The sequence below is a fragment of the Thioclava sp. IC9 genome, assembly GCF_002213225.1.
In the GTDB taxonomy this organism is placed as follows: domain Bacteria; phylum Pseudomonadota; class Alphaproteobacteria; order Rhodobacterales; family Rhodobacteraceae; genus Thioclava; species Thioclava nitratireducens.
This window is the reverse complement of record NZ_NBNX01000004.1, coordinates 294,664-309,759: the sequence shown is the minus strand read 5'-3', so window position 1 is coordinate 309,759 and position 15,096 is coordinate 294,664. Positions and strand designations below refer to the sequence as shown.

The window sequence follows — 15,096 nt, the reverse complement described above, 5'->3', positions numbered from 1 at the left end:
AAGCTAGCTCACGCTGCGAAAAACGAAAGCCCCCTTCAGCCCGCCAGCAACCGCGCCCCGTCATGGCCAGTGATGCGCACGCTCATCAGCGTGCCTTCGGGCTGGTCCGCCTCGAACGTCACCTCGGCAAAGCCTTCGGTGCGCGCGACGCGCGGGGTCTCGGTCAGCACGCGCTGTTCGGTGCCGACCTGCGCGTCGAGATGGGCGGCCAGCGCGGCGTCGCCCTTCGCGCGCAGCCGGGCCGCGCGCTCCTTGACGATGGGGCCTTTCACGGCAGGCATCCGCGCGGCGGGAGTGCCCTTGCGCGCGGAATAGGGGAAGACATGCAGGAAGGTCAGCCCGCAATCGTCGACGAGCCGCAGGGAGTTTTCGAACATCTCCTCGGTCTCGGTCGGGAAACCCGCGATAATATCCGCGCCGAAGACGATCCCGGGGCGCAGCTTGCGCGCTTCCTCGGTAAAGGCGATGGCGTCGTCGCGCAGGTGGCGGCGCTTCATCCGCTTGAGGATCATGTCGTCGCCCGCCTGAAGGCTGAGATGCAGATGCGGCATCAGACGCGGCTCACTCGCGATCGCCAGCATCAGGTTCTCATCCGCCTCGATCGAGTCGATGGAGGAGATGCGCAGGCGCGGCAGGTCCGGCACGAGGCGCAGGATTCGCATAACCAGATCGCCCAGACGCGGCTCGCCCGGCAGGTCCGCGCCCCAGGAAGTCAGATCGACCCCGGTGAGGACGACCTCGTTGAAGCCGCGATCCACGAGGCGCTTGATCTGCTCGACCACGACGCCCGCCGGGACGGAGCGCGAATTGCCGCGTCCGAAGGGGATGATGCAGAAGGTGCAGCGGTGATCGCAGCCGTTTTGCACCTGCACATAAGCGCGATGGCGGCCGAACCCATCGATCAGGTGACCGGCGGTCTCCTTCACCGACATGATGTCGTCGACCATCACCCGCTCGGTCTCGCCGATGAAATCGGGGCCTTGCGGGGCGAGCTGCGCCCAGGTGTCGGCCTGCATTTTCTCGTGATTGCCGATGATCTTGGTGACCTCGGGCATCACGGCGAAGGTGTCGGGCTCGGTCTGCGCAGCGCAGCCGGTCACGATCACCGGCACGTCCGGATTCTCGCGCGCGAGACGGCGGATTTCCTGCTTGGCCTTGCGCACGGCCTCGGCCGTCACGGCGCAGGTATTGACGACCACGGCCCCTTCGAGCCCGGCGCCTGCAGCCAATTCCTTCATCGCCTCCGTCTCATAGGCGTTGAGACGGCAGCCGAGAGTCGAGAAAACGGGCGGTTTCATATCGCGTCCAGAAAATCTTGGGTGAGGGTCGCATCGAACACATGCGCGGTGGGGCCGGTCATCCAGACGCCATCGTCGCGCCAGTCGATCTCCAGCTGGCCGCCATCGACATCGACGAGGACACGCTTGCCGGTGAGGCCACGCAGATGCGCGGCGACGGCGGTGGCGCAGGTGCCCGAGCCGCAGGCGAGCGTGATGCCGGTGCCGCGCTCCCAGACGCGCATCCGCAGATGGTCGAGGCCGATCACGCTGGCAAATTCGACATTGGTGCGCTCGGGGAACAGGGGATCATGCTCGATCACCGGGCCCTGGCGATCCACTTCGACCGCCTCGGCATCGTCCACGAAGAAGACGCAATGAGGGTTGCCCATGCCGACCGCGATCGGGTCGCCGCCCAGCGGCAGATGCGCGGGATTGATGCCGGGCAGAATCGGAATTTGCGCCGCTTCGAGAATCGGCGCGCCCATATTGACCGAGACCATCCCGTCCTCGCGCCGCACCGCGCTGAGTTGCCCGCGTTCGGTGAGCAGCGTGACACTCTCCCGACCAAGCTGGCGCATCATGTAATCGCTCACGCAGCGGGTCGCATTCCCACATGCACCCGCCCGCGTGCCATCGTTGTTCCAGAAATCGAGCGTGAAATCAGCCCCTTGGGCGGGGCGGATCACCGCGAGCTGGTCGAATCCCACGCCGCGATGCCGATCACCGAGCGCACGCGCGAGCGCAGGCGTGACCGGATCGTCGCCCGCGCGGGCGTCGATCACGACGAAGTCATTGCCGAGCCCATGCATCTTCATGAAGGGCAGTCCGCTCTGTATGCGCTTTGTATTCATGGCGCGCGATATACGCCCGCGCCAAGGTTTTTTCCAGATGTGCAATTTTTGTGAATTTTATGCCTTGACCCCCCCGGCGGGGGTTTGTAGAGACGCGCCCTGTGATGGGCCGTTAGCTCAGTTGGTAGAGCAACTGACTTTTAATCAGTGGGTCGCAGGTTCGAATCCTGCACGGCTCACCATCATTCTCAAGGGCTTAGCCGTAAAAGGCTGAGCCCTTTGTGCTTTCTGGCGTTCTCTGGGGGACACATGGGGGACAAATTTGTCCGCTAACCGATAGTCAGTCCGGCGAAATCGGCGAAGCAGCACCGCTCGATCGGCTGGGGGATTCACAAGCTGCGAGATTTGTGATTCACTTCCGCCAAACGACCAAGGACATTTTCAGTCATATGCAACGGCCAGACGGACTACCCGACTATACTGATCCGCCGCTCGTTGAGGTCGTGCTGGGCCTGCAGTTTGATCAGATCAAGGGCCTAAAATCCGTCCATTATGGGCCGATTCATCAAACTTTCGTGGCAAACTATCCAATTCTGGAAGAGAAGCCGACGCTCGCACCGGCCTTCGAGGTTCCCAATGTCTTTGGAGAGCCGCGGCCACTCACGATTCAGCATCGTCCCTTCGAACTGCCAAGGCTATGGATGTTGAGCCAAGACGAGTCTCGACTGATCCAGTTTCAGGGTGACCGATTCATCATGAACTGGCGAAAGCGGAACGGCGACCATCAATACCCCCGCTATGAGGCTATCCGTGAGGAATTCCGTGGCGCGTTCGCTGCTATGAGTAAGAGCCTCGAAGCCCTCGAACTTGCTGCAGTTGTTCCGAACCAGGTTGAGGTCACCTACGTAAACATTATCTCTCTTCCCGATGAAGAAGACGTCCTTTGCAATCCGGAGCGCGCGATTTCTATTCTCAACGAGGATGAGTGGAATGACCCCGACAAGCAAAAAGAGGATACGTCATTTTCAATACGTGACGGGCTCTCCTGGGGTAACGGAACTTGGGCGGGGCGCATGACCGTGCAGGCTCAACCCGTTCAAGGGCCGAAAGGCGAACGGGCAATACAGTTAAGCATTATGGTGCGCGGTAAGCCGCTCGAACGAAACCTTGAAAGCGCTATGGAGTTTATGGACTGGGCGCGCAAGAAAATTGTGAACCGTTTCACAAGCGTTACGACTGATCGTATGCATAAGATTTGGGGGAGGAAAATTTGATATGCTCGAGCTTATAACAAGGACGACGGGGCGCGTGGAACACGCGGTCCAATCGCCAGCTTTGACCAACACCAGCCCGAAATGGTCAGAGGACGCAGATCAACGCATCAGGGCGTTGATGTCTTTGGAGGCAGGCTGGGATGGGCACGGTGCAGAGCCGGTGCGCGGGCACGTCGGTCACTATGCCATTGGACTCTTGAACAGCATATCTGACGCAAACACAGCAGCTCCGACAATCGTTCCAACGACCTCGGGCGGCCTTCAACTTGAATGGCACGCCAATAACATCGACATCGAAATCGAAATCGAGGTTCCGTATTCGGAGACGCTTTTCATCGAATATTTGGACGACGGGGAGATGATCGAACGTCCCTTTGAATGGAAAGACCCAGATTTTTCTAAAGCGTTGAAGCTCGTTTCCGCCTAGCCTGCTAAGATGTCGACGCAACCTCATGACGATCCTTCCATTACGAACGACGACGAGCTGATTAGGTTCATTCCGCCCGAACTCATTGTTCCAGATGACAACAGAGGCGGAATGCGCCCTTCGTCTGCCGCATTCTCGATGTCGTCGTCGGATGGTTGCATGTCGGTAGACATTGCATCGGCTTTGTCAGCAGCAGGGCTGTCGCTTACTCACAACCTTAGCAGTCGCCCCGCGGATTCCGCCGCAGTTTTGCTCGAGGTTGCGTTTGTCAGAAGCCTTGAACTCGCGACATTCAGGGATCCGATACCTGAAAACGCGTATCATGGACAAATTGCTAACTTGGGAAAGCACGGGAAGATTTCGAAAGGGGTCAAAAGCAAGCTCGCCACGCATTCAAAGTGGGTGGAAGATTCAGACTCAAATTGATTGGGTCTACTTCCTACGCCAATCCCAAGGCATCATGAACTCACTCGCCCAAATCCCAGCGCGCCGCTTACGCGCGAATTCCTCGTCGCGCACATAGTCATGGCCGTAACGACGATACGCGACCGCCCATCCGTTGCGGACGAGCCAACCGTTCAGGTCTTCGCCGTGCTGGCTGCAAACCGCGACGTAGCGCCCATATCGATCAACGTCACTGACTTTGCAGGAGACCGGTGAACGGCCAATCTTATCTGCGAGCGCGAAGGCCGAATCTTTGCCGCAGTTCCACAGCTTCCCGCTTGGCAAACGGCAACGTTGGCGGCTTTCGATGGCGTCGATGGCCTGTAGGCGGATCCGGTTGCCGTGAATGTCGATGGTATCGCCATCGATGACAGACGCTGTCCCCGTGATCGTCTGCGCATGCAGCGGCCCACATAGAGCCGCTGCGATGATTAGGCTGAGCGTGAACCTCAGTGGCAATGGACCCTGCCTACGCTGTTGTCCATGTGACAGCACTGCCCGGGGGGCGAGCTTTTGCGACAGCCTCCACCATGAGCAATTTCGTCTTGGCTCAATCCTGCTGCGGTAGGCATGGCCTGCAGCGGCATCGAAAGCGCGAACACCGCCGCCAGAAACGTAAGAACAACCTTCACTTGAATCCCTCCCTTACAAGTCAATGAATGGGATCGTAACCAGCAGTTGCCGTCGATCAAGCGGAATGATCGCGCTTTCGTGAAGTCGTTCCTGGAGCCATCCTAATCCAGCAAAATTCCTGCATCGCCTGAAGCAAACCAAAGGACGTTGTCGAGGCTCCAAAGCTGCTGCAGGATCCCTCCGTTTTTCTGTCCGTATGAAAAATTTGCTATGTAGTCAGCGCCTCGAGCACGAGCCTCACGCGCCATGGCCTCTTTCACGTCACGCAGAGATTTTAACTGATCATGGCCGAAGCCTGTGTTGATCTTGGTATCAAGGTGAAAAAGTTTTTGGAATTTCTCGGGCTGCTTTTCGTCGAAGCGAACGCCGCCACGCTCAGTAACTGGCGGCATCCTTTAGGCCTCCCGAGAAAACAAGACGACCATTTCTTCACGCGCGCCGCCAAAAGAGGGTATGTTTGCAGTTGCCATCGAGACTACTTCCCACCCCTGTTCAGCGTAAGAATTGATGGCTTCCTCAAGAAGTTGGGGGTCAAATTTTCCACTGAAGAAACGGTCTTTCTGCGACAGAATCTTGTATTCTTTCATCGTGTAATTCCTAACTTGCTGTTGATGAAAATAAGGCTAAGGCCCTTAGAAAACCCCAAGAACTAAATTTTTCCAAGTATTTATGCAGCGACATTATCGCCGACCCGAGGCAACGACGAGCGGTGGATCAGACGGGAAAGACCGAATGTCAAACCACTTGAAGCAAGTGCCGTCAGCGTTGGCATTGTCCCCACACCGGATTGGGAAACCGTTAGCGCTGCGTCTGATCAGCCCGGCGCGGAACGCGCGTAGGTCGATGAGCCACCACAAATCCAGTGCTCGGCCATCTTCGCTGGCGTGGCCGTAGAAGAGCCAATCGCCCTCACCGTTCACTATCTTCGCCAACTCCGTCATGGCGCCGGACGCAACTTGAGAGCGGATCGTGAATTCGTAGGGGTAGCGGGAGGCATAACCAGGCCGCCGGACGCGTGCGGCAATCCGTAGGTCGCGGCCATCGAGCATCAGCAAGTCAGTCGCGTGGTGTCGATCGAGGTGATCGGGCGCGACCTGCAGCAAGTGGGCGCCGACGATCCGCCGTATCTCAGGCAAGTATTGATCGGACCACTGGCGATTGATGCTGTAAGGAACATTCATTTTTCAGCCTATTTTAGGCAGGAAAGGCCCCGCTCAGCGCGGAGCCTCAATGCTGTCTTACCGATCAGGTCGAAAGCTGGGCTTGGCGCATGACGGTCGCGGCCATCGCATCAGCCCAATCATTGGCTTGGATATTGAAGGCGCGTTGGAAGGACTCAACCTTGCCCCACGCAGTCATGGCCTGAGCCTTGATCACGAGACCCTGCATCGTCTTCTCCCGGAATACCATGATCTGATCCACGTGGGCGTGAAGCGCCTCTCGGGCGGCGGCAAGCCTGCCGTTGGCGTCCTCGATACCGGATGCGGATTTCGCCTTTTCCAGATCCGCCCAGTAGGCTTTTGCAAGGGGCAGCGCCTCCTCCGAACGAGCGCCCCAAGCTTCGTGGAATTTCCGCCCACGCTTGCTCTTGGTTTTCATAATGTGGGCAAGGCGCGCCTTGTTGTAGCGGATGTCGGCCTCGAAGTGCTCAGGCTTCCCCACACTGATCAAAGCGCCCGGCAGACCAGACTTGCCGCCTTCGGGATGCGCGAACGCCAAGCCGTCCACGTCGCGCTCTTCCGTGCAATTGTCCCCATAGCGGTAAATTTGCTGGGGTGCGCGGGGCCAAGTTGAAGCAAACCGGTCAATGATATCCTGCCTCGTTGCCAAAGCATTCAGATAATCAGCTTCAAGAGACGGGAGAGCATCCGCCAAGGCGAGTAGCTCCGGGTCTTCTCGAGTTTGCGCTTCGGCCTTTGAGCCTTTCATGGCTGCCGCTGCGGTAGCTCCCGCAGCCAGACCCAAAAGGAGGTTGCGGCGTCCAATCTCGGTCTTGTTCTCGGTGCCATCGACGCGATTACGGGATTTCAGGTGAAAGTTCATCGTTCTTCCTTTCCAAATTAGGGTGAGTGGTTCACGCGCTGCATTCAGCAGGCGTGGAATTCATGGGTAACACCGTTCACCTTGATCTGACTGACGGTCGCGAGGTTCACAGAGCGCGGCGCCTTCTTCTCGGCGTCCCAAACCGGCAGAAGGTTGGGATGGCGCTGTGCGCGCGTCTCAGCAGCTCTGCGGCCCGCATCAGAGGCATCGACGCCTTTGACATGCTGGCGCAACGTAGCGGGCTGGACCCGCATTACACGGCGCGTGCCGTCTTTTTTGGTGAAGGTGATCGAGGCGAAGCGGCCCTTGGCGCTCGCGATCAGCTTACGCTTCTCGGCGTAGTCTACGTCTTCGCGCGCCTCTGCTTGGCGAAGAGCAGTGTGCAACTCCGCGAGACGTGCACGCCCAGCGCTACCCAGCGTATCGGCGTTTTCGAGCGTTACGATTTCCGCCATGAGATCCGCGCTGGGGCGTTGGGCGAGGGCGTCAGCCTCGGCACGCTTCGCAGCGACGACCTTAGCGACCTGAACCTCTTGCTTTGCGTCCGACCATGCGAGCTTCAGGGCACGCGACAGGAGCTGAGAAAGCGTTTCGTGAGTGCGCCCCAAGAAACGGCGAACGATCACCCAGGCGGCTTTCATGATGGCGGCGCGGTCGTAAGTCATAGCGGCAACTCCGTTTGCGTTTTTGCTTACCGTGTTATAGATATGATACAGGGTAGGCGCTTTGTCAATAACCCTGTTAGCGAAAACTATAACAAGGTATGCAAATGAGGCCGGAGCAGGTAAGAATGGCACGCGCAGCACTTCAGCTTGGCGTGCGAGAACTGGCGGAGATTGCGGGGGTTTCGTTCACGACGATCAGCCGCTTTGAGACGGGCAAGAGTGGACTACAGCACTCTACCGCCGAAGCGATTAGGAAGGCGCTAGAAGCCAAAGGGGTCCAGTTTCTTGAAGATGGTCAAGTCGCGACCGGGCCCGGGATCAGCATGCGGGAGGACTAAGTGTTCACGCCAACCGAAGAAGAGTCACGGAGCTATATCGACGGCCGGGTCGACCGATTGAAGAAACAAAAGGCCGTCTCGAGCTGGGTCTCCGTCCTCGCGGTGATCGCCTTGGGTGCAGGCACCACGCAGGAAGGCTGGTCAGTTCTTTTCGCCGCTGGACTAATGGCGATAGCTTACCTCGCCGGAAGCGCCGTGAGGGCTCTCTGCGACCTTCATATCGACACGCTCATTTCTCAACGCCGCGATTTGGACCGAGACTTGTCACTCGGACTCGAAGGCTTTGAAATCCAAGATTGACGCCAAGAAGCGCAAGCGCGGGGGGAAAACGAATTTGACGAAGGCAAATGATCAACACGGCGAGGATCTTGCCGCCAAAGTATTATCGCATCCGCTTACGCCGATACTGGCCGCTCTGCTATGCGGCGTTTTTATCGGCTACGTGATGGCGCCGAATGATGATTTCGGAAGTTTGGTGCGCAGTTGCCAAGAAGTTGGAAGAAAGTCACTCAAGCAGTGCTACTTGGGCGCAGCGCGTATCCTTTACGAAACTCCGGCTCCCAACAGCTATCAATGACCAATTGGGCGATGCGTCATCTCACTTAACCGACATCACCTTCTCATATGAAATCGTTTCGAAAGGAAATCGAATGGACGACGACGATGATTTCGGCCTGTCAGACGCGATCAAGAAAGCTGAGCGCGAACGCGACTGGCTGCCTCTCGCCATCTTGGCGGCCTGCGCGTTCTTCGCCTGGATGTCCGGGTATCGCAGTTTTTCCGACATAAGCCCGTTCGAAGGCTTCGTGGGACTGTCGCTCTTCGCCGGCCTGCGAGGCATATATCAGAACAAGGTTACAATTCTGCGGCTTGAGAAGCGCCGGGAATTTATGGCGCGAAAGGAGAAAGAGGCGGATTGGATCCTATCTCACCCCGTTTCGGTAGGCCACGTCGTCCAAGTGGACTGATCATGAGACGGAGAACGAGGCACCCATGCGATGCCGCTTTTCGCCGTTAAATAGTGGCGCCGGCAGCCTATAGATTCCCTGTATTATCAAGGTCAGCGGCCCTCGCTACCTTTGCCGACGTGCTATCTAACCGCGCGTTACCATAGTTGCGCCGCCATCGCGGTCACCTAAACGCCTCTTGATGGCGGCGATTTCTATCTTCAAGGAATTAAGCTCTTCCCAAATGCGATCACCTTCCTCCCGTGTTACTATTGATCCACGCAAATCGATCAGCTCCTTTTCCACTCTCTTAATATCGTCAAAAATCGTTGGATTTCCGGGGCCGCCTGGAGGAAACAGGAAATCTTCGATTCGCTTGATTCGTGATTTAAGTTTTTCAAATTCTTCTTCAGTCATTCGTTGACTCCTTTCGCAGTTTTTCAGTAGATGTGTTTTCGCTTTCAGTCAGAAACCGAATTTCGTCTATTTGAGACTGAAGACGATCAATGTCTTCTCTACTAACATCCGTTGAAGAAAACCCTTCCAAGAGCACCAGTGAAGACAAGATCGATAGGGCTAAGAACGTGAAGAGGTTCGACTTCCGGTCGCGCTTTCCTTTAGCCTTCGCAGCTTGCTCCGGACTCAGACCATTGCGGCGCTGCTGACGCCTGAACCAAGGCGAAAGAAGAAAATCGAAACCAAACTTCAGAATCGTCACGATTAGTATAAGAAAGGTGTAAAATTCAGAGAGGGAAATATATGCATTCATAGAAACATCCCCTCGCTCTGCGCAACCATCAGGCCCATTATCCACAATGGAAAAATTGCAACAACGCAGCTTCAACACTCTGACACTTCGACGAGCAGATATGGACGCGCTTTCCACTCCCACACAGCAGCGTCGACCAGTCATCCTTCAGTTCATGTTATCATGCCGAATATCCGATAGTCACCGTTAGAAAACGGCGGCAAGATTGACCTCACCGCCGCCGCCTCTCTCCGCCTTCTGATCACTCAGTTGGCTGGTGCGCCCCCTCTCCGCATCATCGCCTCGATGGCCCGCCTGCTCGACTCGCTTGCGACGGGAAGCGTGTTCAGCTTTCCGTTCGCGACCATTGCTCGCGCAATCTCAGCGTTGCGAGACGCGATGGCCTCCGACCCTCTGCGGGCCAAGCTGCCAGTGACCGCGCCCGCGGCAGCGCCAGCAGGCCCACCGAGGCCGAAGCCAGCGCCGATTTGCCCGAGCTGACCAAGTCCGCCTCCGAGAAGGTTCATGATCTGACTGCCCATCGAGCCGTTCACCACCTTCCGCATCGCCGCCTTCTCGGCTTCGGTGAACTTCGCCGCCAGCTTCTTGTTGCTCAGGATGCGCTTGAACTGGTTACGGATGCCGCTGGCGCCACCGGACAGGTAGTTGTTCTGCCCCGCCTCGATTGCGTCATCGATCATCTGGCTTTTTGACATTCGCGACCAAACATCCCTGGCTTTCGGGATAAGGGTTTTCAGCGCCTGGACGTCGCCGGAAACCACATCCCCAGGCGCCAGATTGTTCACGAGGTCATCCAGACCGCTGATGATCTCCATCCCAGCCTTCTGGTCGGTCTTGTTGGCGAAGTTCCCAGCGGCTGCCCCGGCCTGTCGGCGCATCTGGTCAAGGCTCTTGAAGGGCAGTGCAGCCGTTGGCTCTTTTGCCATGCGGTCACCAGCCTGTCGCATGATCTCCATCGCGCGTGCAGAGTTCGGGGTGAGGCTCCCCGGACCGGGCAATTCATCGAAGCCGGTATTCTGGCGCAGCATCTCGAGGATTCTCTGACGGGTTCGATCGAATGCCTGCGGTTGGATCTGGACGTTGGCCCTGTCGATGGCGTCATAAGCCGCGCGTCCCTCTGCCCTGAGCGCCTCGCTGCTCGGAGCGCCTTTGATGGCTTTCGTGATCGCTTGGCGTGCCGCGTGCCCGTCCGCGAGCTTCTGCACCCCACGCCCCACGACAGGGGCAGCGAAACCAACAGCCGCGCCGACCTTTGCTCCGGTTTTCGCGTCACTCATCCGATTGTCGAAACCGCCTTCGCCTTCCATGAAGCCGTAGGTGCCGCCCATGGCCGCACCGGTCGCGCTGGAAGCGGCGAGACGAGGCAGAAGGCCCGCCCCGCGTCCAAGGGTGCCGATAGCGCCACCTGGGGCCATAGCGCCAAGCACAGCGCCCCCCAGCTCCGCGCCCAGCGCCGTCTTGGGGTTATCTCGCTGCAGGACGTGCTCTTGCTGGCGATAATGCTGCAGACGGTTGTCGTAGCTGCCGATACCGAGCGCAGCATCTGCTGCAGCACCAGCCTCATCACCGATCAGGCCAAACGTCATCGCCTCGCCTGCCTTATTCAATGCGGACCCGACCATTTCGCCGAAGTTCTGGCTGTTGGGGTCGTTATCGCCGAAGATGTTTTCCTTGATGACCTGCCCGAATGACTTCTGGCTCGCCTCAAGCTCGCGCCCCTTCGCGATGAGCCGCTTCGCAGCACCCATATCGCCTGCGGCGTAGGCGCGCCTCGCAGCGGCACGGTATTGCTCAACAGAGTAATCGTCTGGCCCTTTCGATTGAGCCGCCTGCCCCACACCAGAGAACTGCTGCATTGCGGCAGCTGCGGACTGCATGTCAGGCGCTTCGGCTTCGTAGGTTTTTCCATCCGAACCTTGGATCTCGAAGGTTTTCATTTTTTCTTCTGGCGGGATGCGACCGCCGTTGATTTCCGCGCCGGTAAATTGCGCAGCCGGATCACCGGAACGTTGGGCCTCACGCGCCAGCTCAAGGAGGCGCTTTGCCGCAGCTCCGTCCCCCACCGCATCAGCGCGGCGGGCAGCGTCCATTAGTTCTCGATAGGTAGCCATTGTTGTTTCCTCGCGTTGTGCCGATTAGCGGTTGAGAAGATTGAACATGCCCGAACCGAATGGGCTTCTTTGAGTGGAGCCTGCTTTGCTCTTAGCGAAGCCCGACTTAATCCCGCTCGCCAACTGCGAGAATCCTTGGCCGATGTTGGCCGCTTGCCTGTAGTTTGGCTGCATACTCTCGAAGAGCGCGCTCCAGTCGCCAGTTTCAGGGGTTGCACCGGATTGACCGGCGAACGACGGATCGTTTTCCCGCGCCTTGATTGCATCCCCCTGAATGCCCGCGTTGATGCCAGCTGCGAGTTGCGAAAAGCCCTCACCTATATTCGATGCTTGGCCGTAGTTGGGCTGCATCATTCCGAGCAACATCTGTCGAGCCCGCAACTGCTGCGGGGTCATCCCTGAAATCTGATCTCGCTGTCTCTGCATAAACATTTCACTGTCCTTTCTGCTCGGCGCTTCCTGCCGCTTTGAGTTCTGCCAGTCGCTTCTCTGCGCGGGCTTCGAAATCTGGTGTGGTTTCCTCCGGCAGCGCCGCGAGGTCGTGTTTGGGAAAGCCCGTGAAAGTCGCGAAAGCCGGGTAAGCCTCTTGCTTCTCGCCCTCCTTCCTGTTCGCGATGACGAAGATGATCTCCGGACCCTCTTCGCTGGTGCGTCCCGCGTGCCTCTCGAGCCGCTCGATCCTGTTCTTCAGGCTCATTTCTGCGCCTCCAATTCTCTCAGCCGTTTTTCGATATCGGTGGTTTCGAGCGTGCGTCTGTAGGCCTCGATCAAGGCCATGACATGCGCGCCCTCGGTCGGGGTCAGTTCGCCCGATGCGACGGCCTCCAGAACCGCTCCAGCAGCCTTGGCGGCATCCTCTGCACCTTCCATCGCGGGCAGCTCGAATTGCACTGGTGCGTCCTTGCGTGGGGGCGCTATCCGCTCAAGGCAGAGCCGAAGCGCGGTAGCATCACCGCCCAGCGCCATTTCGACTGCTTTCCCGGTCAGCTTCTCGGCCTCACCGTCGAGCAGGTCGAGAACCGCACGGGTGACACGATGACGCGTGCCCTTCGGCTTCCCGGGGTTTCCTTCCGCGAAAGTTCCGTCCGCATTTCGTCCGCTTTTTCGGCTCATGCGACTACCTCCCTGATTGCCCGCCCGCTCGCCGCGAAGCTGTCTTGATCTTCGGGATTTGCCCCACTTCGGATAACCGACCGATGACAGGTCCACCTGCCCCACCACCTCACCACCCCTTTAGGGGTGGGGTAGTGGGGCAGTGTGGCAGGTCGGGAAAAGCGCCCCACTGCCACACCTTGCCCCACCTCGCATTTCAAGGTGGTGAGGCTCACACAGTTGCCCATTCTCCCACCTCCAGGCATGGCCGCTTGTTGCGTTTCGCATCCTCGTGCTGAACCTCGCGGATCGCGCCTGTTCCGATCCAGGTTTTCAGCATTCGCGAAATTCTGGCTTTGTCTCGGCTGGCATCGAGACCCAGCACTTCCGCGACGATCAAACCCGCCCAAGCAGACTTGGCCTGATTGCTTGCACGCGGCGGGCTTCCAGCGTCCCACGAAACTTGAATCGCGTTCTGGACCGCGAGGAGATCATTGACGTTGATGCCGTCGAAATCGTCAGGCCATTCCCAAGCTTCCGTGACCCCCACACTGTCGCCGTTAGCCAGGTTCACGGAGACCATGCGTCGCCACACACGCTTTCCAGGCGGTGCGAGGTTTGCCTTGTCACGCTCAACACTGAAATAGGTGAGAGGATCGTCGGCAACGCCCGCATCCGCTTTCTGAGCGTCACTCATGCGGTTCAGGACACGGGCCGAACGTGCCGCGCCCAGCAAGGCCACGGCGCCTCGGCTATTCTCCGAGGAAGCCTCTTCGCCGCCGAGTTTGCGTGTGTGGTGGACGAGGTCGATTGCGCAGTTGCAGCGCTCCGCGACTCGGCCCCACTCCTTCGCGACGACGTCAATCGCGCCGTTGTCGTTTTCTTTCACCCGGTGCGAGGACACGAAGGGGTCAACGATCAAAACGTCGATGTCCTTTGCTTTGATTTCCGCCACGAGCGCTTCGACTTCCGGCACGTTGATCCGCACGCCCTCGCCGCTCTGAGTCGCGGTGCATAGGCCTCTCTCACGACCGCTATCGACGAAAAGCTTATCGCCAACCGTCTCCGGCTTGATCGAATGGTGGAGCATCGTTGCGATGATGCGGCGCTCCAATTCATCTCGCGGATCTTCGAGATTGAGGATCCAAACCCGAAGCGGGGCCGCTGGAGTATCGCCCAGCAGGCTCCTACCTGAAGCCATCGCGAGCGCTTCGCAGATAGTCAGAGACGACTTGCCGACACCCCCCGGCGCGACCGTCACGCTGGTAAAGCGCCGGATCAGATGTCGGCCATAGACCCACTGCCGGGCGGGCAAAGTCGCAGGGTCACGCCACTTGAAGGGTGTCGCCTTCAGCGGAAGCGGAGAGTTTGCGGGCTCGAACTTGATTGGTTGCGGGACCGAGGCATTCATGCGCCCCTCCTTTCTCGCAGAACGTCATTCCAGTCCTGACCTTGAGGCGCGGGAAGCAGTGAAACCTTCCATCCGCGAGCGTGAGCGATTTCCGCCAAGACTCGGCCAGCGTCTGCCCCAGCTTCATCTCCATCAGTTGCCAGGATCAGTTCACTCGGATCCTCAGGAAGCTGCAGGGATTTCATCCCTGAGGTCGAGAGAGACGCCCAGACCTTCGCAGGGCCATCGAAAAGACCGCTGAGCAGGCTCAAACCAGTTTCGATACCCTCGCAGACAACCAGCGGCCCAGCGCCTTCTGAGAGGGCGACAGCGCCACCAGCACACGGCCCCAGCATCATCTTTGCGGTTCCTGAAATGCGCTCGCCGCTCTTTTCGAAGTAGGTGCGATGCACTGCGCCAGTGCTAACCTCCGCGACCATCGCGGAGAGCCAGCGACCGCTCGGCCCATGATAGATATCAGGCGCCCAGCGCAGTGACCGAGGCAGATAGCATGTGATGCCGCGACCGCGCAGGTAAGCCTCGGCCTTTGTGCCGATGATCTCATGCGAGCGAAGCCAGAGGGCCCGCGCCTTGTCGAGCTTGGCGCGCTCGTATTCGTCGCGCTTCATCTCAGCTTGGCGCTGCGCCGCAGGATCCGGGGCGAGCTGTCCGGCATTCAAGCCGGACGCTTTGACGATGTCGCGGAAATCGCAGCCGCCTTTGTGGCAATAGGCAAGCAGCCGACCGCCGCCATCGCGCAGGGAAAGAGCCCGCTGGTCACTGCGGCGTTCGGGCTGACACACAGGGCAAGGTGCGTTGCCGTGCCCCCCGTGCCAATCACCGTGGAAGGAGAGGGTGATTTCGCGTGCGTTCATTATTCGCGCTCCTCCCC

At 58.7% G+C, this 15,096-nt stretch carries 22 protein-coding genes and 1 tRNA gene; 7 read left to right on the top strand and 16 right to left on the bottom strand.

What is annotated here, in order from left to right; translation table 11 throughout:
* Window positions 1–35: 35 nt before the first annotated feature.
* Both mtaB and dapF read right to left on the bottom strand, forming a co-directional pair.
* The gene (mtaB, locus tag B6V76_RS12930) at window positions 36–1,298 is read right to left on the bottom strand and encodes a tRNA (N(6)-L-threonylcarbamoyladenosine(37)-C(2))-methylthiotransferase MtaB (protein ID WP_088727637.1); all 1,263 of its coding nucleotides are present in this window, start codon (window positions 1,296–1,298) and stop codon (window positions 36–38) included.
* Window positions 1,295–2,131 (bottom strand): diaminopimelate epimerase, encoded by an 837-nt coding sequence (gene dapF, locus B6V76_RS12925; RefSeq protein ID WP_088727636.1) that lies wholly within the window; start codon window positions 2,129–2,131, stop codon window positions 1,295–1,297. Before dapF ends, mtaB begins: the two co-directional genes overlap by 4 nt.
* Before the next feature lie 106 nt (window positions 2,132–2,237).
* On the opposite strand from dapF, the gene B6V76_RS12920 reads away from it, so the two are divergent.
* The 3 genes from B6V76_RS12920 (at window position 2,238) to B6V76_RS12910 (ending at window position 3,772) form a co-directional block, all read left to right on the top strand.
* Window positions 2,238–2,313, top strand: a tRNA-Lys gene (locus B6V76_RS12920).
* 39 nt (window positions 2,314–2,352) lie between these two features.
* Window positions 2,353–3,345, top strand: a complete 993-nt coding sequence (locus B6V76_RS12915; RefSeq protein WP_141104922.1) for a TIGR04255 family protein — start codon at window positions 2,353–2,355, stop codon at window positions 3,343–3,345.
* Window position 3,346: 1 nt separating this feature from the next.
* Window positions 3,347–3,772 (top strand): hypothetical protein, encoded by a 426-nt coding sequence (locus tag B6V76_RS12910; RefSeq protein ID WP_088727634.1) that lies wholly within the window; start codon window positions 3,347–3,349, stop codon window positions 3,770–3,772.
* 432 nt (window positions 3,773–4,204) lie between these two features.
* Here B6V76_RS12910 and B6V76_RS12905 read toward each other — a convergent pair whose 3' ends face one another.
* The 6 genes from B6V76_RS12905 to B6V76_RS12875 all read right to left on the bottom strand — a co-directional run bounded on the left by B6V76_RS12905 (window position 4,205) and on the right by B6V76_RS12875 (window position 7,557).
* Window positions 4,205–4,675, bottom strand: coding sequence for a thermonuclease family protein (locus B6V76_RS12905; protein WP_088727633.1), 471 nt, complete (start codon window positions 4,673–4,675; stop codon window positions 4,205–4,207).
* Window positions 4,676–4,950: 275 nt separating this feature from the next.
* Window positions 4,951–5,241, bottom strand: coding sequence for a hypothetical protein (locus tag B6V76_RS12895; protein ID WP_088727631.1), 291 nt, complete (start codon window positions 5,239–5,241; stop codon window positions 4,951–4,953).
* 3 nt (window positions 5,242–5,244) lie between these two features.
* Window positions 5,245–5,436, bottom strand: coding sequence for a DUF4177 domain-containing protein (locus B6V76_RS12890; protein ID WP_088727630.1), 192 nt, complete (start codon window positions 5,434–5,436; stop codon window positions 5,245–5,247).
* A gap of 93 nt (window positions 5,437–5,529) precedes the next feature.
* Complete coding sequence (locus B6V76_RS12885; protein WP_088727629.1) at window positions 5,530–6,030, bottom strand: hypothetical protein; 501 nt, start codon at window positions 6,028–6,030, stop codon at window positions 5,530–5,532.
* 64 nt (window positions 6,031–6,094) lie between these two features.
* Window positions 6,095–6,892, bottom strand: a complete 798-nt coding sequence (locus tag B6V76_RS12880; RefSeq protein ID WP_088727628.1) for a hypothetical protein — start codon at window positions 6,890–6,892, stop codon at window positions 6,095–6,097.
* Between the two features lie 44 nt (window positions 6,893–6,936).
* Window positions 6,937–7,557 carry a hypothetical protein gene (locus B6V76_RS12875; protein WP_088727627.1) on the bottom strand — a complete coding sequence of 207 codons (621 nt, stop codon included), beginning with the start codon at window positions 7,555–7,557 and terminating at the stop codon, window positions 6,937–6,939.
* A gap of 125 nt (window positions 7,558–7,682) precedes the next feature.
* On the opposite strand from B6V76_RS12875, the gene B6V76_RS12870 reads away from it, so the two are divergent.
* From B6V76_RS12870 to B6V76_RS12860, 4 genes are all read left to right on the top strand, one after another.
* The gene (locus B6V76_RS12870) at window positions 7,683–7,895 is read left to right on the top strand and encodes a helix-turn-helix transcriptional regulator (protein ID WP_088727626.1); all 213 of its coding nucleotides are present in this window, start codon (window positions 7,683–7,685) and stop codon (window positions 7,893–7,895) included.
* Window positions 7,896–8,195 (top strand): hypothetical protein, encoded by a 300-nt coding sequence (locus tag B6V76_RS12865; protein WP_088727625.1) that lies wholly within the window; start codon window positions 7,896–7,898, stop codon window positions 8,193–8,195. It begins immediately after the preceding gene.
* Entirely contained in the window at window positions 8,179–8,472 is a 294-nt protein-coding gene (locus tag B6V76_RS19730) for a hypothetical protein (protein ID WP_141104921.1), read from the top strand. Before B6V76_RS12865 ends, B6V76_RS19730 begins: the two co-directional genes overlap by 17 nt.
* 73 nt (window positions 8,473–8,545) lie before the next feature.
* Window positions 8,546–8,863, top strand: coding sequence for a hypothetical protein (locus tag B6V76_RS12860; RefSeq protein ID WP_088727624.1), 318 nt, complete (start codon window positions 8,546–8,548; stop codon window positions 8,861–8,863).
* 126 nt (window positions 8,864–8,989) lie between these two features.
* On the opposite strand, the gene B6V76_RS12855 is transcribed toward B6V76_RS12860, so the two are convergent.
* The 8 genes from B6V76_RS12855 to B6V76_RS12820 all read right to left on the bottom strand — a co-directional run bounded on the left by B6V76_RS12855 (window position 8,990) and on the right by B6V76_RS12820 (window position 15,079).
* A complete protein-coding gene (locus B6V76_RS12855; RefSeq protein WP_088727623.1) occupies window positions 8,990–9,259 on the bottom strand; it encodes a hypothetical protein in 270 nt (89 codons plus the stop codon).
* The gene (locus B6V76_RS12850; RefSeq protein WP_088727622.1) at window positions 9,252–9,611 is read right to left on the bottom strand and encodes a hypothetical protein; all 360 of its coding nucleotides are present in this window, start codon (window positions 9,609–9,611) and stop codon (window positions 9,252–9,254) included. Before B6V76_RS12850 ends, B6V76_RS12855 begins: the two co-directional genes overlap by 8 nt.
* A 245-nt stretch (window positions 9,612–9,856) precedes the next feature.
* On the bottom strand, window positions 9,857–11,722 hold the full coding sequence (locus B6V76_RS12845) for a hypothetical protein (RefSeq protein ID WP_088727621.1): 1,866 nt from the start codon (window positions 11,720–11,722) through the stop codon (window positions 9,857–9,859).
* 24 nt (window positions 11,723–11,746) lie between these two features.
* Window positions 11,747–12,154: a hypothetical protein gene (locus tag B6V76_RS12840; RefSeq protein WP_088727620.1), complete on the bottom strand. Its 408-nt coding sequence runs from the start codon at window positions 12,152–12,154 to the stop codon at window positions 11,747–11,749.
* A gap of 1 nt (window position 12,155) precedes the next feature.
* Window positions 12,156–12,419 carry a hypothetical protein gene (locus B6V76_RS12835; protein WP_088727619.1) on the bottom strand — a complete coding sequence of 88 codons (264 nt, stop codon included), beginning with the start codon at window positions 12,417–12,419 and terminating at the stop codon, window positions 12,156–12,158.
* A complete protein-coding gene (locus tag B6V76_RS12830) occupies window positions 12,416–12,835 on the bottom strand; it encodes a hypothetical protein (protein ID WP_088727618.1) in 420 nt (139 codons plus the stop codon). Before B6V76_RS12830 ends, B6V76_RS12835 begins: the two co-directional genes overlap by 4 nt.
* 211 nt (window positions 12,836–13,046) lie before the next feature.
* A complete protein-coding gene (locus B6V76_RS12825; protein WP_088727617.1) occupies window positions 13,047–14,225 on the bottom strand; it encodes an AAA family ATPase in 1,179 nt (392 codons plus the stop codon).
* A complete protein-coding gene (locus B6V76_RS12820; RefSeq protein WP_206184213.1) occupies window positions 14,222–15,079 on the bottom strand; it encodes a toprim domain-containing protein in 858 nt (285 codons plus the stop codon). The genes B6V76_RS12825 and B6V76_RS12820 overlap by 4 nt, the downstream gene beginning before the upstream one ends.
* Between the last annotated feature and the right edge of the window lie 17 nt (window positions 15,080–15,096).

Coding starts and splice junctions, on each gene's coding strand:
- mtaB (WP_088727637.1), bottom strand. CDS start 1,298: ATGAAACCGCCCGTTTTCTCGACTCTCGGCTGCCGTCTCAACGCCTAT.
- B6V76_RS12910 (WP_088727634.1), top strand. CDS start 3,347: ATGCTCGAGCTTATAACAAGGACGACGGGGCGCGTGGAACACGCGGTC.
- B6V76_RS12855 (WP_088727623.1), bottom strand. CDS start 9,259: ATGACTGAAGAAGAATTTGAAAAACTTAAATCACGAATCAAGCGAATC.
- B6V76_RS12820 (WP_206184213.1), bottom strand. CDS start 15,079: ATGAACGCACGCGAAATCACCCTCTCCTTCCACGGTGATTGGCACGGG.
- B6V76_RS12875 (WP_088727627.1), bottom strand. CDS start 7,557: ATGACTTACGACCGCGCCGCCATCATGAAAGCCGCCTGGGTGATCGTT.
- B6V76_RS12835 (WP_088727619.1), bottom strand. CDS start 12,419: ATGAGCCTGAAGAACAGGATCGAGCGGCTCGAGAGGCACGCGGGACGC.
- dapF (WP_088727636.1), bottom strand. CDS start 2,131: ATGAATACAAAGCGCATACAGAGCGGACTGCCCTTCATGAAGATGCAT.
- B6V76_RS12870 (WP_088727626.1), top strand. CDS start 7,683: ATGGCACGCGCAGCACTTCAGCTTGGCGTGCGAGAACTGGCGGAGATT.
- B6V76_RS12830 (WP_088727618.1), bottom strand. CDS start 12,835: ATGAGCCGAAAAAGCGGACGAAATGCGGACGGAACTTTCGCGGAAGGA.
- B6V76_RS12895 (WP_088727631.1), bottom strand. CDS start 5,241: ATGCCGCCAGTTACTGAGCGTGGCGGCGTTCGCTTCGACGAAAAGCAG.
- B6V76_RS12850 (WP_088727622.1), bottom strand. CDS start 9,611: ATGAATGCATATATTTCCCTCTCTGAATTTTACACCTTTCTTATACTA.
- B6V76_RS12840 (WP_088727620.1), bottom strand. CDS start 12,154: ATGTTTATGCAGAGACAGCGAGATCAGATTTCAGGGATGACCCCGCAG.
- B6V76_RS12890 (WP_088727630.1), bottom strand. CDS start 5,436: ATGAAAGAATACAAGATTCTGTCGCAGAAAGACCGTTTCTTCAGTGGA.
- B6V76_RS12860 (WP_088727624.1), top strand. CDS start 8,546: ATGGACGACGACGATGATTTCGGCCTGTCAGACGCGATCAAGAAAGCT.
- B6V76_RS12825 (WP_088727617.1), bottom strand. CDS start 14,225: ATGAATGCCTCGGTCCCGCAACCAATCAAGTTCGAGCCCGCAAACTCT.
- B6V76_RS12885 (WP_088727629.1), bottom strand. CDS start 6,030: ATGAATGTTCCTTACAGCATCAATCGCCAGTGGTCCGATCAATACTTG.
- B6V76_RS12880 (WP_088727628.1), bottom strand. CDS start 6,892: ATGAACTTTCACCTGAAATCCCGTAATCGCGTCGATGGCACCGAGAAC.
- B6V76_RS12845 (WP_088727621.1), bottom strand. CDS start 11,722: ATGGCTACCTATCGAGAACTAATGGACGCTGCCCGCCGCGCTGATGCG.